The organism is Butyrivibrio sp. AE3003, assembly GCF_000686065.1.
Taxonomy (GTDB): domain Bacteria; phylum Bacillota; class Clostridia; order Lachnospirales; family Lachnospiraceae; genus Butyrivibrio; species Butyrivibrio hungatei_A.
Map to the genome: position 1 here is coordinate 1515034 of NZ_JMLX01000001.1, position 12931 is coordinate 1527964.

Consider the following 12931-nt stretch of genomic DNA (forward strand, 5'->3'; position numbering starts at 1 on the left):
TTTATCTATCGTACTATGCTAGAAGTAGTACGACTGTCATAGTATTAATACTACGCCCGTCGTAATATGTCAAGAATTATATGCATTAAGATTAAAAATATTTTTCACCGACAGTACCGAAGTCTATAGTGATATATTATCGATACAGTTCTTAAAAGATCCTTAAACAAGAACGCTTTCCTATAACACAAAAAATGTCTGCCTTCCCAAAAACAATTGGAAAACAGACATTTTTTAATATTTAATTGCAAAGACTCACTTCATACGCTTGTATTTCTCTTCAAATTTCTTTTCAAATTCATCGACCGGCATTGGCATATCGAAGTAGTATCCCTGGAACATTTCGCATCCGAGCTCTTTGAGAAACTCTAGCTGTTCCTTTGTTTCGACACCTTCCGTAATAACACCCATTCCCAGCTCGTGAGCCATGTCGATCGTGTAGTTAAGGATCACCTTTGCCCTGTTCTGATTCTCGGTTTTTCTCAAAAATCCCATATCGATCTTGAGGATATTGGCATTTATGTCTTTTAACATATTAAGAGATGAATATCCGCTTCCAAAATCGTCAATCTCGACCACAAAGCCATCTTTCTGAAGTCCCAGGATAAGATCGGCACACTTGGAAACATCTGTGGTCACAGCAGTCTCCGTAATCTCTATATTGAAATGGCGGGGATTGATGTCATATTCTTTTACAAGATTATTGAATTCTTCCCTTATATCGATGTAGTAAAGGTCCTTTGGCGAAACGTTCACCGATATGGATACACCTTCCATCTCGGTCCCTTTCCAGTAATCGAGCTGTTTAGCCGCTAGTTCCCATATATATCTGTCAAGCTTGTATATAAGATCAGCCTTTTCAAGAACAGTTATAAAAACTCCCGGCTGGATGATACCATTCTCCGGATGTATCCATCTTGCAAGCGCCTCAGCGCCAAACAGTTTTCCGTCGGCGTAAACCTGTGGCTGAAGGTATATTCCGAACTGCCTGTTGATAATGGCAAAATCAAAGCTTGAAAGGATTTCTTTTTCCAAAAGAGCGTTGATAAGCATATCATCGCTGTACCACGCTATCTCGCATACTCCGTCCTTGGTGATCGATTTGCACGCCATGTATGCCCTGTCGCACATGAGCGAAACATCCATATCCTTGTCTCTTATCTCATACACTCCAAGCTGGATATGCACGGAATAAGACGTGCTCGTAAGGCGGTTGGTGACTTCTTTTACAGCACTCTTAAAGCTTGCCTCATCAAATCTCTCCTTCGGCAGGCAAAGAGCAAACTGATCACCGTTTATTCTTCCGTAAACATCTTCTTCTCTGACTCTCTGCGATATGGCATCCGCGATGTTTACAAGGATATCATTTCCTTTGTCTATTCCAAAGAGCTGATTTATAAGCTTAAAGTCTCTGATATTGGAATAAACAAGTACAAACTGCCTGTCTTCGGGAGAATTCTGAAAAAGATTTCTTACAGCCCCGATAAATCCCTCTTTGTTATAAAGCTGTGTAAGATCGTCATGCGTAAGCCTGTACTGCTCACCGTACTCGCCCTCAAGCGAATCGGAAATATTCTGAATAGAGTAGACATTTCCTATGATCTTGCCGCTCTCATCGTGAACCCTTCTAAATCTTACGCGATAAAGGCGCTCTTTTCCCGTAGAATTATAGATCCTGCACCAGGTCGTAGCATCCGCCTCTATACCAAGAGACCTTTTCCACGCTTCAAATGCCTCATACAAAAGATCCAGATCTTCCATGACATAAAACATGCTATAGGCTTTTCTGTTTGCATAGACGCATTTTCCGTTGTTATCGAGGAATATATACCCGTTATCATCTTGCTGAACACCATAAGAAATAAGTTTAAGAAGTTCTTCAGGATCTGATTCTTTATTATAAAAATATGCATTTTTACCAAAGATTTTTTCAGTATTCATATTTTAAATTTTATAATATTCTGATAATTTATTCCAGCAAAAAACAGAAACACCGATAATTAATTCTGATAAAGATTATATATTTCCAACGTTCATAACTGTTCCGACAGACACATAATTGTCAAGAACCGCTCTGTAGTCCGTGCCGTCTTCCGCTTCAGGCGTAAACACTCCGTCTACCATGTATCTTGCTCCGCCGTTCTCAAGCTTCTCAACTTCTTTGTACCCGTCCTTATAAACCATTCCACGCGACACTTCGCGGTCATAGAGAATGCCTTTACACTCTGATAGTGGACAGAACGGGAAGTTAACGTTATAAATCTTTCCGGGAACAAATTCTGTATCTATGAGTTTTTCTAAGATCTCGTAGAGATATTTGTCGGATACTTCGTGACATTCGCCTGCGCCTTCGGAAAAAGCGATTGCGGAAACACCCTGAAACTCAGCCTCAAAAGCCGATCCGCATGTAGCCGAATACTGAATATCCGAGGCAACATTGTACCCAAAGTTTATTCCGCAAAGTACCACCGTAGGCCCGCCGGGAACTATAGTTGTGCAACCGAGTCTTACGCAATCCCCCGGAGTTCCGCTACATGAGTATGCATGAACTTCATGTTCGCCATCAACAGGATATTCCACAGGGAATATATCTATCGCATGCCTAAGGGTTATACTGTGAGATGCCGCACTCCTCTCGCTTTCAGGAGCCACGATCCATACTTCCCCGAATTTTACCGCCTCTTTTACAAGTCTTAAAAGTCCCTCGGACTTTATTCCGTCATCATTGGTTATGAGAATCCTTCTAGTCATTCTGTCCTTTCTCCACTATCAGTTCTTTACAGCCCATCTCATCTTGGTGGATTTGCTTCTGGGATTTAACCTGCACTCCTCCGCAGATGGTCTTATCACATCTTCTGATATCTCGCTGTATATGCCGGCTTTTTTATGCTCTTTAAAAGACTTCTTAACAAGCCTGTCTTCTCCCGAATGAAACGTAAGTATCGCCACTCTTCCGCCCTCTTTCAGTATTGAAGGGAGCTTATCCAGAAAAGCATACAGCACTTCAAATTCGCTGTTTACATCTATTCTGAGCGCCTGAAAAACTCTGGCGCAACTCTTTTTTATCGTTACCGCTTTTTCCTCTTTAGGAACCTTCCAAAGCGCCGCTTCTATCGCCTCACGAAGCGCGGTTGTCGTATCCATGGGATTGCCTTTTTTCATTAGCGAAAAAACTTTTTCCGCAATCTCTTCCGCATAAGGTTCATCTGAGTTCTCTACAAGCATACCCACAAACTCTTCTTTGGTTATGTTGTGAAGGCGCTCAGCTGCCGATTCTCCGCTGTCCGGATTGAGCCTAAGATCAAGAGGCCCGTCAATCTTGTAAGAAAAGCCCCTTTCAGGGTTATCTATCTGCATGGAAGACACTCCAAGATCTGCCAGAACAAAATCAAACTTTCCGGCTTCATCACACACTTTATCTATATTCTCAAAGTTCATCTGCCTGAACTTGAATACATCCTCTCCATATCCTGCGTTTCTGAGCCTCTCTACAGTCTTCTTCGATTCTATCGGATCGATATCAAGTCCGTAGATACAGCCTTTCCCCTGCAGTTTTTCAAGCATCTTTGAAGTATGTCCGCCGTACCCAAGCGTACAATCAAGCCCCTGCTGTCCCGGCTCTATCTGCAAGAAATCCAAGATTTCTTTTACCATAATGGAAATATGCATCCCCGCAGGCGTCGAACCCTTGGATATTACATGCTCCACCACATCCTTGTACTTCTCCGGATTGTGCTCCTTGTACTTCTCTTCAAACTTCTTGGGATATTTTCCCGAATAACGAACTCTTCTCTTATGCAGCTTTTCTTCCACACTCTTCTCCATTCGCTGTGATTTTGGTGTATTTGCTTTGTTTTTTGGTGCATCCGCTTTTATTTAGGTATATCTTCTTAACTTTCGATAAATCCGCTTTTATTTCGGCGCATACACTGTGATTTTGCTACATCTTCTTTTGGCCGGCTCCGGCAGGTCAAAAAAACAATGTACTAAAGTGTAGTGTATCATATTTTTGCAGGATTTTTAGCCCGATCCGGTCGCAAAATCCTTTTTTTGACTAATAGAGCAAAAAACATATCGAATTAGTCACACTTTTCCCCGGATTTCCAAGGCCACAGTGACTAATACATTTGATAACATTTGTTATAGTCAAAATCTCCCCTTCATTTCCTCCTCTAGAACTCCAAAACTCCCTATTTTCAAGAAAAAATGTGACTAAGGAGCTCCGTAACGCTCGAATTAGTCACATTTCTTACAAAATCACACTACAATATCAGTAAACAGAATCAATATACAAATCGTCGATTTCTTGTCTTATCTCATTCTTATATTGTTCCGTAGCTATTTCCTGTTCAAGAAGATTGATTGCTTCTTTAAGATTGTCAGCACGCATATTGTCTAGATATTCCAATATCTTTGCTATGACAGTTTTATCGTTATATTTTTCGGGAATAAAGCCAAATATTCCAGGATATTTATCTATGCGTTCTTTGCGCATTTTATCAAGCTCAGAAATATTCATTTTTATTTCTTCAGTAATCTTCACAATTTTATTAATGGCTTTTCTCTTTACTATGATCGCCAAAAGTATACCGACTCCAACTCCGGCAAATAACAACCCTACGAAAAACTTTGCCAAATTTTGATCCGAATTCAGTTTAGCAAGAAACTCCGGGCTCGCGTAAAATACTAATTCCATGATTCCGCAATAAATTAATTCATAACCAAAGTATCCGATCAAAAACCATTTAATTGCTGCACCAACGCCTCCATGAGCTCTAATTTGGAGTTTTGTATTTTTATAGTCGTAATCACTTAATAAAAATTCTTCCTGATCATCAAGATCGCTAAATTCGTTCTCATTCAGCTTGTCATAAGCTTTTTTCAATGCATCTCGTAATTCTTCTTTGTTCATTTCATTGCCTTTTTTCATACCTCAATCAGTCTCCTCTTCGTTAGCCTTTGTTTTAATATAAAAAGCGCAAAAAAAAGCGATACCTACGCATCGCAATAAAACTGTAACTGGCTATCCTTTCGGACCCTATAGCTTTGCGTCATTAGATTTCTCTAATTTTGCCCTTAATTATTCAAGAATAAACGGGATGATACTTTACCCAGAAAAAAAGACTACAAACTTAGATAATACTATGTTTGTAGCCTTATTATTCAATCGGAGTGACGTGATTCGAACACGAATGGCAAATCGCTGAACTCCGCATGGAAAGGAGGTTTGACAGCACCGACTTGACCTTAGGTCAAACATTAGGTCAAACACTTCTTTATCCTTTTTTCTCAATCTTTCTTGAGCTCCTCATAATCCATATATTCCAGCGTAATACTACTTTTATCTATAGAAAATTCATCAGATATAGCCTCAATCAAAGAAGTTTTTATATCCTCAGGAACTTCAGTATTATATACAATAAATGCAGCTATATCGCTTAACTGCTCGCTGTTATCTTCTTGGTGCGCAAATACCCAAGTATGTTCTACATATTCATCTGTATAATCATCAATCATTTCTTTGATTGCCAACTCTTGACTATATCTTATCATGTCGGAATCTTGCATCTGTTGTTCATAATTTGCTTTTGCTCTCAAATAAGCGCTACTAATGATTGCTGTCAAAATAGTTCCAAAAGTTATTAAAACAGCTATTATTATCCGAATCTTTTTCTTGCTATTGATATTCATCTTCGCCCCCCTCCAAAAACAAACACAACGTTTTATCGCAACTTCAGATATTCCTATTCATTTAACCTTCCGATAAATTATTATGAGAATTTTCTCTATTCTTCTTCATTTCCAAATATTTCTTTTTAATATCTTCCGGAACATCTAGATCTAAATCAATAAAATTCTCCATTATATAATCTTCTAATTTCTGAAATTCATCATCACTTCGAGTATCTGTCCCCAAAACATATAATGCTATTCCAAGTTCTTTTGCACGTTGTTCTCTGCGTTCTGTGAACTGTTTAAGTTCATCTGGGATTCTTAGAGGAGACTTATATGAACTTGTAGGTTTTGGCTTATCAACTATATTAACCATAACGAACCTCCTTTATATCTCACTGTGTACGATTCCAAAAGCTTTAATCTGCTCAATCACAGTGTCATAACTAATAAAATCTTTTTTCCAATCTAGTAATGTTTTTCTTGCTGATATAATTTCATTTGGCAAAAGATCTCTCGTCTTCTCTAATATGTATATCGCTCCATTATTTCCCAGAACAATAAGTATTGACATATTTACTGCATCAACAAATGTTTTTATATCTTTCTCAGAAAAATGAGAATTACTCGGGTGATTATGCATTACAAGAAATGCATAATCTGTACCTTTCATCTGATCAACAAGATAATCAATATCGACTCTATGTGCTTCGCCAAATACCGGTAGTAATACTTCAAATGTATCTAAGTTTACTGCTCTGGCTACTTCTTTAGAATCATTTTTCTGTTGTGCTATTTCTAAAACTTTCTGACATTGTGAATGTATAAAATCGATAATATCGATATTTGAAATGGTATAAAATGCTAATGGCTTTAATCCAAGTATAACTTCATCCGTTATCTTTTGATTCTCATCCAGGTAATCATTGAGTATTTCTTCTGACATAAAGCTCCCTTCTATGGCTTTATTATAACATTAATCAAAGAAATACATAGTATCATTGATACAAGAACTATAATAGTATTCATAGTAATCCAAACTGCTATTCAAATATAATTCCTCTACGACTATACTTTTTGTGAGTCACATTCTTGAAACATTACTCTATTTTCCCTTGCTTAAAAACTTGAATAAAAGAAAGCACCATAGCAATTGCCCAAGCTAACATTTTCGATGAAAAAAATGATTTAACTATAAAAAATGAACCAGCAATAATTATTCCCCAAATGATTATTGCAATAATCAAGTTGGGTCTTACACGAATGTTTTGTATACTACCAATTATTTGTGCCCAACCAACAACTCCGATCACCCAAGAAACTAACAAAACTACCAGAAATAAAAGATAATCCATATACTCACCTCTTTTTAATGAAATCTACATCAACAAGTTATTCAGATAGCTAATTCATGTCCGCGGCCGATAGCACAATTATATTTTATCAAATAACGTTATTATTCCCGTTCCAAATATTATTAAACTTTGATTAAATGTCTTTTTGTCATTCTGATTGTTAACAAAAACGTCCCCAAATGTCCCCAAAAGTAACCCAAATGGCAACCATATGGCACCCAAATGGCAATTTCCAATCACAAACCAAAATGATATTCTTATAATGAGCAAAACAATAACTTATAAATCTATCGCTGATACATAAATTCATAAAATATAGCTGTCCCTATTTTGTCCGGTTTTGTCCCTAAATTGTCCCGGTTTTGTCCCGCTATTGTCCGTTGATGTTATTTTTAGGGGTGGTAAAATAATACTTGTAAGAGTATCAAATAAGTTTCATAAACAGAGCAATCAGGAAATTTTCTTGATTGCTTTTTTTGTTGCAATTAAGAAAAACGCATTCAGAAAAAAATGCAAGCCTAAGCGAATGCGCCGTCACGGATTTTTCCGTTGTGAGGGGTTTGGGGAAGTTCCCCCAACAAGCAAAAAAATGCATTTGTCACCCAAATGCACTGCTTGCCACTTCTTTTATAGCCCTCGTAGGGATTCTTGAGAAGCGGCGCCACTCCAGTATTTGAAGGAGATTGAATAGAAATGAGCATTAAATCATCTAACATTAAAAAAGAGTCTGTTTTTGACATTGTAAAATCAAATATCTCAGCCCGTCAGGTTGCCAATCGTTATGGAATTACAATTAATCACAACGGAATGTGTCTGTGTCCTTTCCATAATGACAAACATCCAAGCATGAAAATTGATAAACGCTTCTATTGTTTTGGATGTGGTAAAAAAGGAGATGCGATAGATTTTGTCTCCGACTATTTTCATCTTAATGCAAAAAATTCTGCAATTAAGATCTGTGAAGATTTTGGATTATCGTTTGATACAAATTATCATGCTCCTCCCAAAATCAAATCTCGATCAAAATCAGACGAACAGATTTTGTACGAAACAGAAAAACATATTTTTCTTGTTTTGACAGATTATCTACAGCTGTTAAAAAAATGGAAAACTGAATATGCACCAAAGGATGAAAACGACGAATGGCATCCTTACTTTTGCGAAGCTCTGGAAGAAATAGATCACGTTGAGTATTTGTTAGACACACTACTTTACGGAAATATTTCTGACAGGGCTTTTTTTATTACAAATTATGGAAGGAAGGTTATTACTATTGAAAAACGAATGGAACAACTTAGATGAAAATACAAAGAGAGCTCTGCTTGATGTTGCCAAACAATTTGAATTTACAAATGAAACTCCAAGCTGGTATGACAACAAAAATAATAAGATTGATGAAGTAGAATTTTGTACTTGGTTCATCAGCAAACATCCTCTTAAATATGTCGGAGGAATCTTTTATGACATTGACGGAATTATCAGCGAGGAAAAACTCAAAAAAGAAATCGTTGATGCCCTTAAGCCATATGTAAAAACAAATATTGTCAAAAGAGCCAAACAAATATTAGATGCGCTGAGATATGAATCCATGTGTGAGATTATTCCTAAACATACAGACAGGATTCATTTTAAAAATGGAACATATTTTATTGACGGTGGTTTTGTTCCCGAAAAAGAATTCTGCTCTAACAGATTACCGGTTAATTATAATTCAGACGCTGTCCCTCCAACCAGATGGTTACGTTTTCTTGACGAACTACTCTATCCTGAAGACATATATACTCTACAAGAATTTATGGGATATATCCTTATACCAACGACAAAAGCCCAAGCCATGTTGCTCTTAATCGGAAACGGTGGAGAAGGCAAATCAAGAGTCGGATTCGTATGCAGAAACCTTCTCGGAAACAACATGACTATATGCAGCATTAGCACTCTGGCAAATAACAGATTCAGTTTGGCAGATCAGGAAGGGATGCTCCTTATGATTGATGATGATATGAAAATGGAAGCTCTTACTGACACCGGAGTTATAAAAGCTGTAGTAACCATGGAAGATAAAATGAATCTTGAGCGCAAAGGAAAGCAAAGTTATCAAGGTTATCTAAATGTTAGAATTATGGCTTTCGGAAATGGTTCGCTCAGTTCTCTGTATGATAAATCCGACGGGTTCTATCGCAGACAAATAACCATCAGGGTAAAAGAAAAATCGCAAAACAGAGTTGATGACAGAAATCTTTCTGCAAAATTATCCGAAGAAACTGAAGGAATAGCTCTATGGTGCCTTGAAGGCTTGAAAAGACTTATCAAAAATGAATTTCACTTCACTATAAGCGAACGAACTTTACAAAACCAAGCCGAGTTGCGCAGAGAGGAAGACAGCATTCTTGATTTCTTTGAATCTGAAGGATATATCACATTTGATAAAAATGCCATTGCGACTACCAAAGAGCTATATGAAGCATATTGCCTATGGGGCAATGACAATCTTATCAAGATTCGTTCCGAAAGCTCTTTTTCGAAAGAACTACGACAACGTGCAGATAAACTTGGGCTCAAATATTTAAAAAATGCGTCTGTTGATAATAAAACAGCCCGTGGATATAAGGGAATATGCGCTATCCACACGTTAAAAGGTATTCCCTTCAAAAGCTAAAAGGCAGAAAGGCATCCGTTTTTAATCAATTTCTTTTTACCCATATAAAATCTTCATTGATTTCAAAAATCGTGCCTATGTGCCTACCAGCAGATACAATGAGGGTTTACACATTTTTTACCTGTCTTATAAATGCCAAAAATAATGAAGGAGGGACAAGCTCATATGAAAACTAAATATGATTTTGCTGGTACCTCCATCAGTATACCGGCGCTCACATCAGAAAACACCAATGATTCACAGCAAACTATCTTTGAACAAATAAGCATTCTCAATTCCAAGAAGCTCCGATTGGAAACAGATTCTGACTATGCTACTATAAACTCAGTCGGTGCTGTTATCAAAGACTTGGAAAAACAAATTTTACAACTCAAAATTCAAGCTATCGAAAAAGAACTTGGAAAAAAGATAACCACTGTAAAAAAGCCTAATAAAACTTTATATGTAGTGTCTATAACTACGGATGGTAAGAGAAAACAGATATCTGCTACTTCTGTTGAAGCGTTATATCAAAAAGTAATCGGGAGAATGCTTCCTGCATCTAATTCATATAATGCAACTGTATCTGTACAGGATGTGTTTAATCTCTTTTCAGAGCACAACCATACACCAATAGTAGATAATGATGGTTCTGTTACTTACCCTACAAGCACAGCAAAGCGCAAGGATCAATATTGGAATAAATATTGGGCAAATGACATTTTAACAACACTCCCAATACAAACTGTAATTTCCGGCGATATAATTGATGCCTTTAAAAGGCTTACCGCAAGCAGAAAATACAATGCAAGGCAGATCGACCAAGCAAAAAGCGTGCTTAAGCAAACTTTTGACTATGCTATATGGCAAAAGATAATAACCGTCAATCCTGTTATTTCTCTTCCAAACAACATGTGTCCGAAGAAAGCAAGAAACATAAGCAAAAAGAAAGCAACTTCAAAAGATTGGCGTTTAAAACTTGAAAAACACCTAAAAGCTCTTCCTGAGCAAACTGTATATTCGCTTGCAATCAGATTCTGGCTCACATCGATGCAGAGAGTCGGTGAATGGCTTGCAATTACTTGGGACGATGTCGATTTTGAAAAAGAGACACTTACAATAAAGCACTCATTATCAAAGAGAGAAGTTGATGGAAAACTCGTAGTCGTTGATGATGAGCATTTGAAGGCTGATGAAGTGGCTAGAGAAATCCCACTGACAGATAAGGCATTAAGCATATTGAAAGAGCTTTATCTCATCAATGGTCAAAAGAAGTACGTTTTTAACAGTAAAGGAAAACTTCCGATAAGTACAAACCGCGTTAATGGCCATATAAAGGCATATTGTGAAGATATTGGGATAGAGCCCATGTCAACTCATGCGCAAAGACGCGGGGCAATTCAGGAAGCCTATTCTATGCAAATGGTTGAAGACCAGATCAGAGTAACCGCAGGACATGCCGATAGCACAATGACAAGGTATTATAACAAGCAAAATAACAGAACATTGTCAAAATCAAGCCTTGAGGCGCTTCTCGGCTAGTAGGTCAAACATTTGGTCAAACAAATTTTAAAAATGAGCAACAAAAAACCGCTCAACTGAGCGGTTTTTATTAGTCGGAGTGACGTGATTCGAACACGCGGCCCCTACCTCCCTAAGATAGTGCTCTACCAACTGAGCCACACCCCGACGACGTTCTCCATTATATAACGCTGTTTTGAGAAAAGCAATAGGTTTTTTATTCTTTTTTATGTAAAAAATCAATTCTCTTCCACAAAAGGATGAGTGCAATTATGCCAATCACGCATAAATACTGGGGTTGTTGCACATAACTATTGTCATAATTTACTTTTGCATTTGCTATAATCGGCATCTCTCTGTAAAGGAGCAAACTCGTACCTATTGCGTTTGTGTTTATGGATATTGTTTCAATTTCTTTATCTATATCTTCGAATAATTCGGTACTTCCCATGAAATCCGAGTATATAAAGTATTCACGATTTTCTTTTATGAGAGATAAAGGAATGTCGAGTTGAAAATCTATATTTTCGTAGAACATCTCAAGTTCTGACTGCTCCATATTCCCAAATGTTTTGTATACATCAAGATTCATGTATACACCTTCGGTAAGTCCTTCAAAGATTTTTCCGGGAAGTTCTGCAAAGTCAGATAACGGGCTGTCGGTAAGATTGCTGCTTAGCGGATCTTTCATTATCAGATTAAAAATGAGTTCGGCACTGCCACCTTCTGCTATCTGCTCTAATTCTTTTGGCGTAAAGCAGGAGTACAGTACTTGGTCGTAGTCTGTAAAGCGAAAGTTTGGAGCATCCTGACCGATCCTACTTTCAGAATTAAGGATAATATTCACCGTGCCCAACTCATACGATATTTGAGTTGTTTCGTGCATAATACCTCCATTCACATCTTACGAAAAAGGGTATTAATATAATACTATACTCAGACAAAAACAAAGCTAAAAAAAACTATTAAACCTTTTGCTTATAAAGATTAGTTTGATACAATTGAAATATAAAACTGAATTGGGGAGTCAAGGGGAAAAAACATGAATACAATATTTGACGGAACACAGAAAGAAATAGGCAAAGGTGCACAGGCAAAAGTGGTTCTCTACCACGGATATGCATATAAAATCTATGATAAATCTTATCCGACTGAATGGATTGATTTTGAAAAAAAAACAGCAAAAAGAAGTAAACATATCCGGCCTAAGCCCGGTAAGATACTATGATACAGAAGATGATCACATTGTAAAAATGGATTTTGTTGAAGGAGAAACATTAGAAACCAGGGCAAGAAAAGGAGATATTACCTGTATGGAAATCCTTTCCGATGCCTTTAGTTTTGTACACAGCAAAGATATTTCCGGAATAAATATGCCTCGTTTATCAGATACTGCAGGAATGAGCATTCCAGATCACGATAAAGAAATTGTTTTGCCAATTATTGAAAGGCTTTCAGCAAAACATAAATCCTGTGTCTGTCATTTAGATATGCATTTTTTGAACATAATGACCTCTGATGCCGGCAACAGTTTTACAATCATTGACTGGATTAACTCAAGAATCGCTCCTGCTGTGTTTGATTATGCCAGAACATATATAATCTTTGACGAATTCTCAAAAGAAGCCTTGGAGGCATTTAAAGCAACAATTCTTCCAACGATGTTGGAATCCGGCGTATCAGAACAAGATTTTTCTGACGCTGTTAAAGCAAGCAAAATACTTAGAGCTGCTGAAAAATAAACTTC

14 protein-coding genes, 1 tRNA gene and 1 riboswitch are annotated in these 12931 nt (G+C 37.3%); of the genes, 5 read left to right on the forward strand and 10 right to left on the reverse strand.

What is annotated here, in order from left to right; translation table 11 throughout:
• Positions 1 to 255: 255 nt before the first annotated feature.
• From CD00_RS17575 to CD00_RS0107275, 8 genes are all read right to left on the reverse strand, one after another.
• Positions 256 to 1941, reverse strand: coding sequence for a putative bifunctional diguanylate cyclase/phosphodiesterase (locus tag CD00_RS17575; protein ID WP_051594114.1), 1686 nt, complete (start codon positions 1939 to 1941; stop codon positions 256 to 258).
• Positions 1942 to 2016: 75 nt separating this feature from the next.
• The gene (gene surE / locus CD00_RS0107245; RefSeq protein WP_026655360.1) at positions 2017 to 2751 is read right to left on the reverse strand and encodes a 5'/3'-nucleotidase SurE; all 735 of its coding nucleotides are present in this window, start codon (positions 2749 to 2751) and stop codon (positions 2017 to 2019) included.
• Between the two features lie 18 nt (positions 2752 to 2769).
• Positions 2770 to 3825, reverse strand: coding sequence for a 16S rRNA (cytosine(1402)-N(4))-methyltransferase RsmH (gene rsmH, locus CD00_RS0107250; protein WP_026655361.1), 1056 nt, complete (start codon positions 3823 to 3825; stop codon positions 2770 to 2772).
• Positions 3826 to 4270: 445 nt separating this feature from the next.
• Complete coding sequence (locus CD00_RS0107255) at positions 4271 to 4930, reverse strand: hypothetical protein (protein WP_026655362.1); 660 nt, start codon at positions 4928 to 4930, stop codon at positions 4271 to 4273.
• Positions 4931 to 5011: 81 nt separating this feature from the next.
• A riboswitch (cyclic di-GMP riboswitch) is annotated at positions 5012 to 5085 on the reverse strand.
• Between the two features lie 204 nt (positions 5086 to 5289).
• On the reverse strand, positions 5290 to 5691 hold the full coding sequence (locus tag CD00_RS0107260; RefSeq protein ID WP_026655363.1) for a hypothetical protein: 402 nt from the start codon (positions 5689 to 5691) through the stop codon (positions 5290 to 5292).
• 61 nt (positions 5692 to 5752) lie between these two features.
• The gene (locus tag CD00_RS0107265) at positions 5753 to 6049 is read right to left on the reverse strand and encodes a hypothetical protein (protein ID WP_026655364.1); all 297 of its coding nucleotides are present in this window, start codon (positions 6047 to 6049) and stop codon (positions 5753 to 5755) included.
• A 12-nt stretch (positions 6050 to 6061) separates the two neighbouring features.
• Positions 6062 to 6619, reverse strand: coding sequence for a hypothetical protein (locus CD00_RS0107270; RefSeq protein WP_026655365.1), 558 nt, complete (start codon positions 6617 to 6619; stop codon positions 6062 to 6064).
• Between the two features lie 154 nt (positions 6620 to 6773).
• Positions 6774 to 7028 carry a hypothetical protein gene (locus tag CD00_RS0107275; RefSeq protein WP_026655367.1) on the reverse strand — a complete coding sequence of 85 codons (255 nt, stop codon included), beginning with the start codon at positions 7026 to 7028 and terminating at the stop codon, positions 6774 to 6776.
• Positions 7029 to 7721: 693 nt separating this feature from the next.
• Between CD00_RS0107275 and CD00_RS17580 the strand changes: the two genes are divergently transcribed.
• The 3 genes from CD00_RS17580 (at position 7722) to CD00_RS0107290 (ending at position 11205) form a co-directional block, all read left to right on the forward strand.
• Positions 7722 to 8330, forward strand: a complete 609-nt coding sequence (locus CD00_RS17580) for a CHC2 zinc finger domain-containing protein (RefSeq protein ID WP_051594115.1) — start codon at positions 7722 to 7724, stop codon at positions 8328 to 8330.
• On the forward strand, positions 8302 to 9684 hold the full coding sequence (locus tag CD00_RS0107285; protein ID WP_026655368.1) for a DNA primase family protein: 1383 nt from the start codon (positions 8302 to 8304) through the stop codon (positions 9682 to 9684). The genes CD00_RS17580 and CD00_RS0107285 overlap by 29 nt, the downstream gene beginning before the upstream one ends.
• Positions 9685 to 9816: 132 nt before the next feature.
• Positions 9817 to 11205, forward strand: a complete 1389-nt coding sequence (locus tag CD00_RS0107290) for a tyrosine-type recombinase/integrase (RefSeq protein ID WP_026655369.1) — start codon at positions 9817 to 9819, stop codon at positions 11203 to 11205.
• Positions 11206 to 11279: 74 nt separating this feature from the next.
• On the opposite strand, the gene CD00_RS0107295 is transcribed toward CD00_RS0107290, so the two are convergent.
• Together CD00_RS0107295 and CD00_RS0107300 are read right to left on the reverse strand one after the other, a co-directional pair.
• Positions 11280 to 11352: transfer RNA gene (locus CD00_RS0107295), tRNA-Pro, on the reverse strand.
• Positions 11353 to 11401: 49 nt separating this feature from the next.
• Positions 11402 to 12070, reverse strand: a complete 669-nt coding sequence (locus CD00_RS0107300) for a hypothetical protein (protein WP_026655370.1) — start codon at positions 12068 to 12070, stop codon at positions 11402 to 11404.
• 156 nt (positions 12071 to 12226) lie between these two features.
• Between CD00_RS0107300 and CD00_RS0107305 the strand changes: the two genes are divergently transcribed.
• Positions 12227 to 12412, forward strand: coding sequence for a hypothetical protein (locus CD00_RS0107305; RefSeq protein WP_026655371.1), 186 nt, complete (start codon positions 12227 to 12229; stop codon positions 12410 to 12412).
• Positions 12351 to 12926 (forward strand): phosphotransferase, encoded by a 576-nt coding sequence (locus tag CD00_RS0107310; protein ID WP_185750408.1) that lies wholly within the window; start codon positions 12351 to 12353, stop codon positions 12924 to 12926. The genes CD00_RS0107305 and CD00_RS0107310 overlap by 62 nt, the downstream gene beginning before the upstream one ends.
• Positions 12927 to 12931: the final 5 nt, after the last annotated feature.

Coding starts and splice junctions, on each gene's coding strand:
- CD00_RS17575 (WP_051594114.1), bottom strand. CDS start 1,941: ATGAATACTGAAAAAATCTTTGGTAAAAATGCATATTTTTATAATAAA.
- surE (WP_026655360.1), bottom strand. CDS start 2,751: ATGACTAGAAGGATTCTCATAACCAATGATGACGGAATAAAGTCCGAG.
- rsmH (WP_026655361.1), bottom strand. CDS start 3,825: ATGGAGAAGAGTGTGGAAGAAAAGCTGCATAAGAGAAGAGTTCGTTAT.
- CD00_RS0107255 (WP_026655362.1), bottom strand. CDS start 4,930: ATGAAAAAAGGCAATGAAATGAACAAAGAAGAATTACGAGATGCATTG.
- CD00_RS0107260 (WP_026655363.1), bottom strand. CDS start 5,691: ATGAATATCAATAGCAAGAAAAAGATTCGGATAATAATAGCTGTTTTA.
- CD00_RS0107265 (WP_026655364.1), bottom strand. CDS start 6,049: ATGGTTAATATAGTTGATAAGCCAAAACCTACAAGTTCATATAAGTCT.
- CD00_RS0107270 (WP_026655365.1), bottom strand. CDS start 6,619: ATGTCAGAAGAAATACTCAATGATTACCTGGATGAGAATCAAAAGATA.
- CD00_RS0107275 (WP_026655367.1), bottom strand. CDS start 7,028: ATGGATTATCTTTTATTTCTGGTAGTTTTGTTAGTTTCTTGGGTGATC.
- CD00_RS17580 (WP_051594115.1), top strand. CDS start 7,722: ATGAGCATTAAATCATCTAACATTAAAAAAGAGTCTGTTTTTGACATT.
- CD00_RS0107290 (WP_026655369.1), top strand. CDS start 9,817: ATGCCAAAAATAATGAAGGAGGGACAAGCTCATATGAAAACTAAATAT.
- CD00_RS0107300 (WP_026655370.1), bottom strand. CDS start 12,070: ATGCACGAAACAACTCAAATATCGTATGAGTTGGGCACGGTGAATATT.
- CD00_RS0107305 (WP_026655371.1), top strand. CDS start 12,227: ATGAATACAATATTTGACGGAACACAGAAAGAAATAGGCAAAGGTGCA.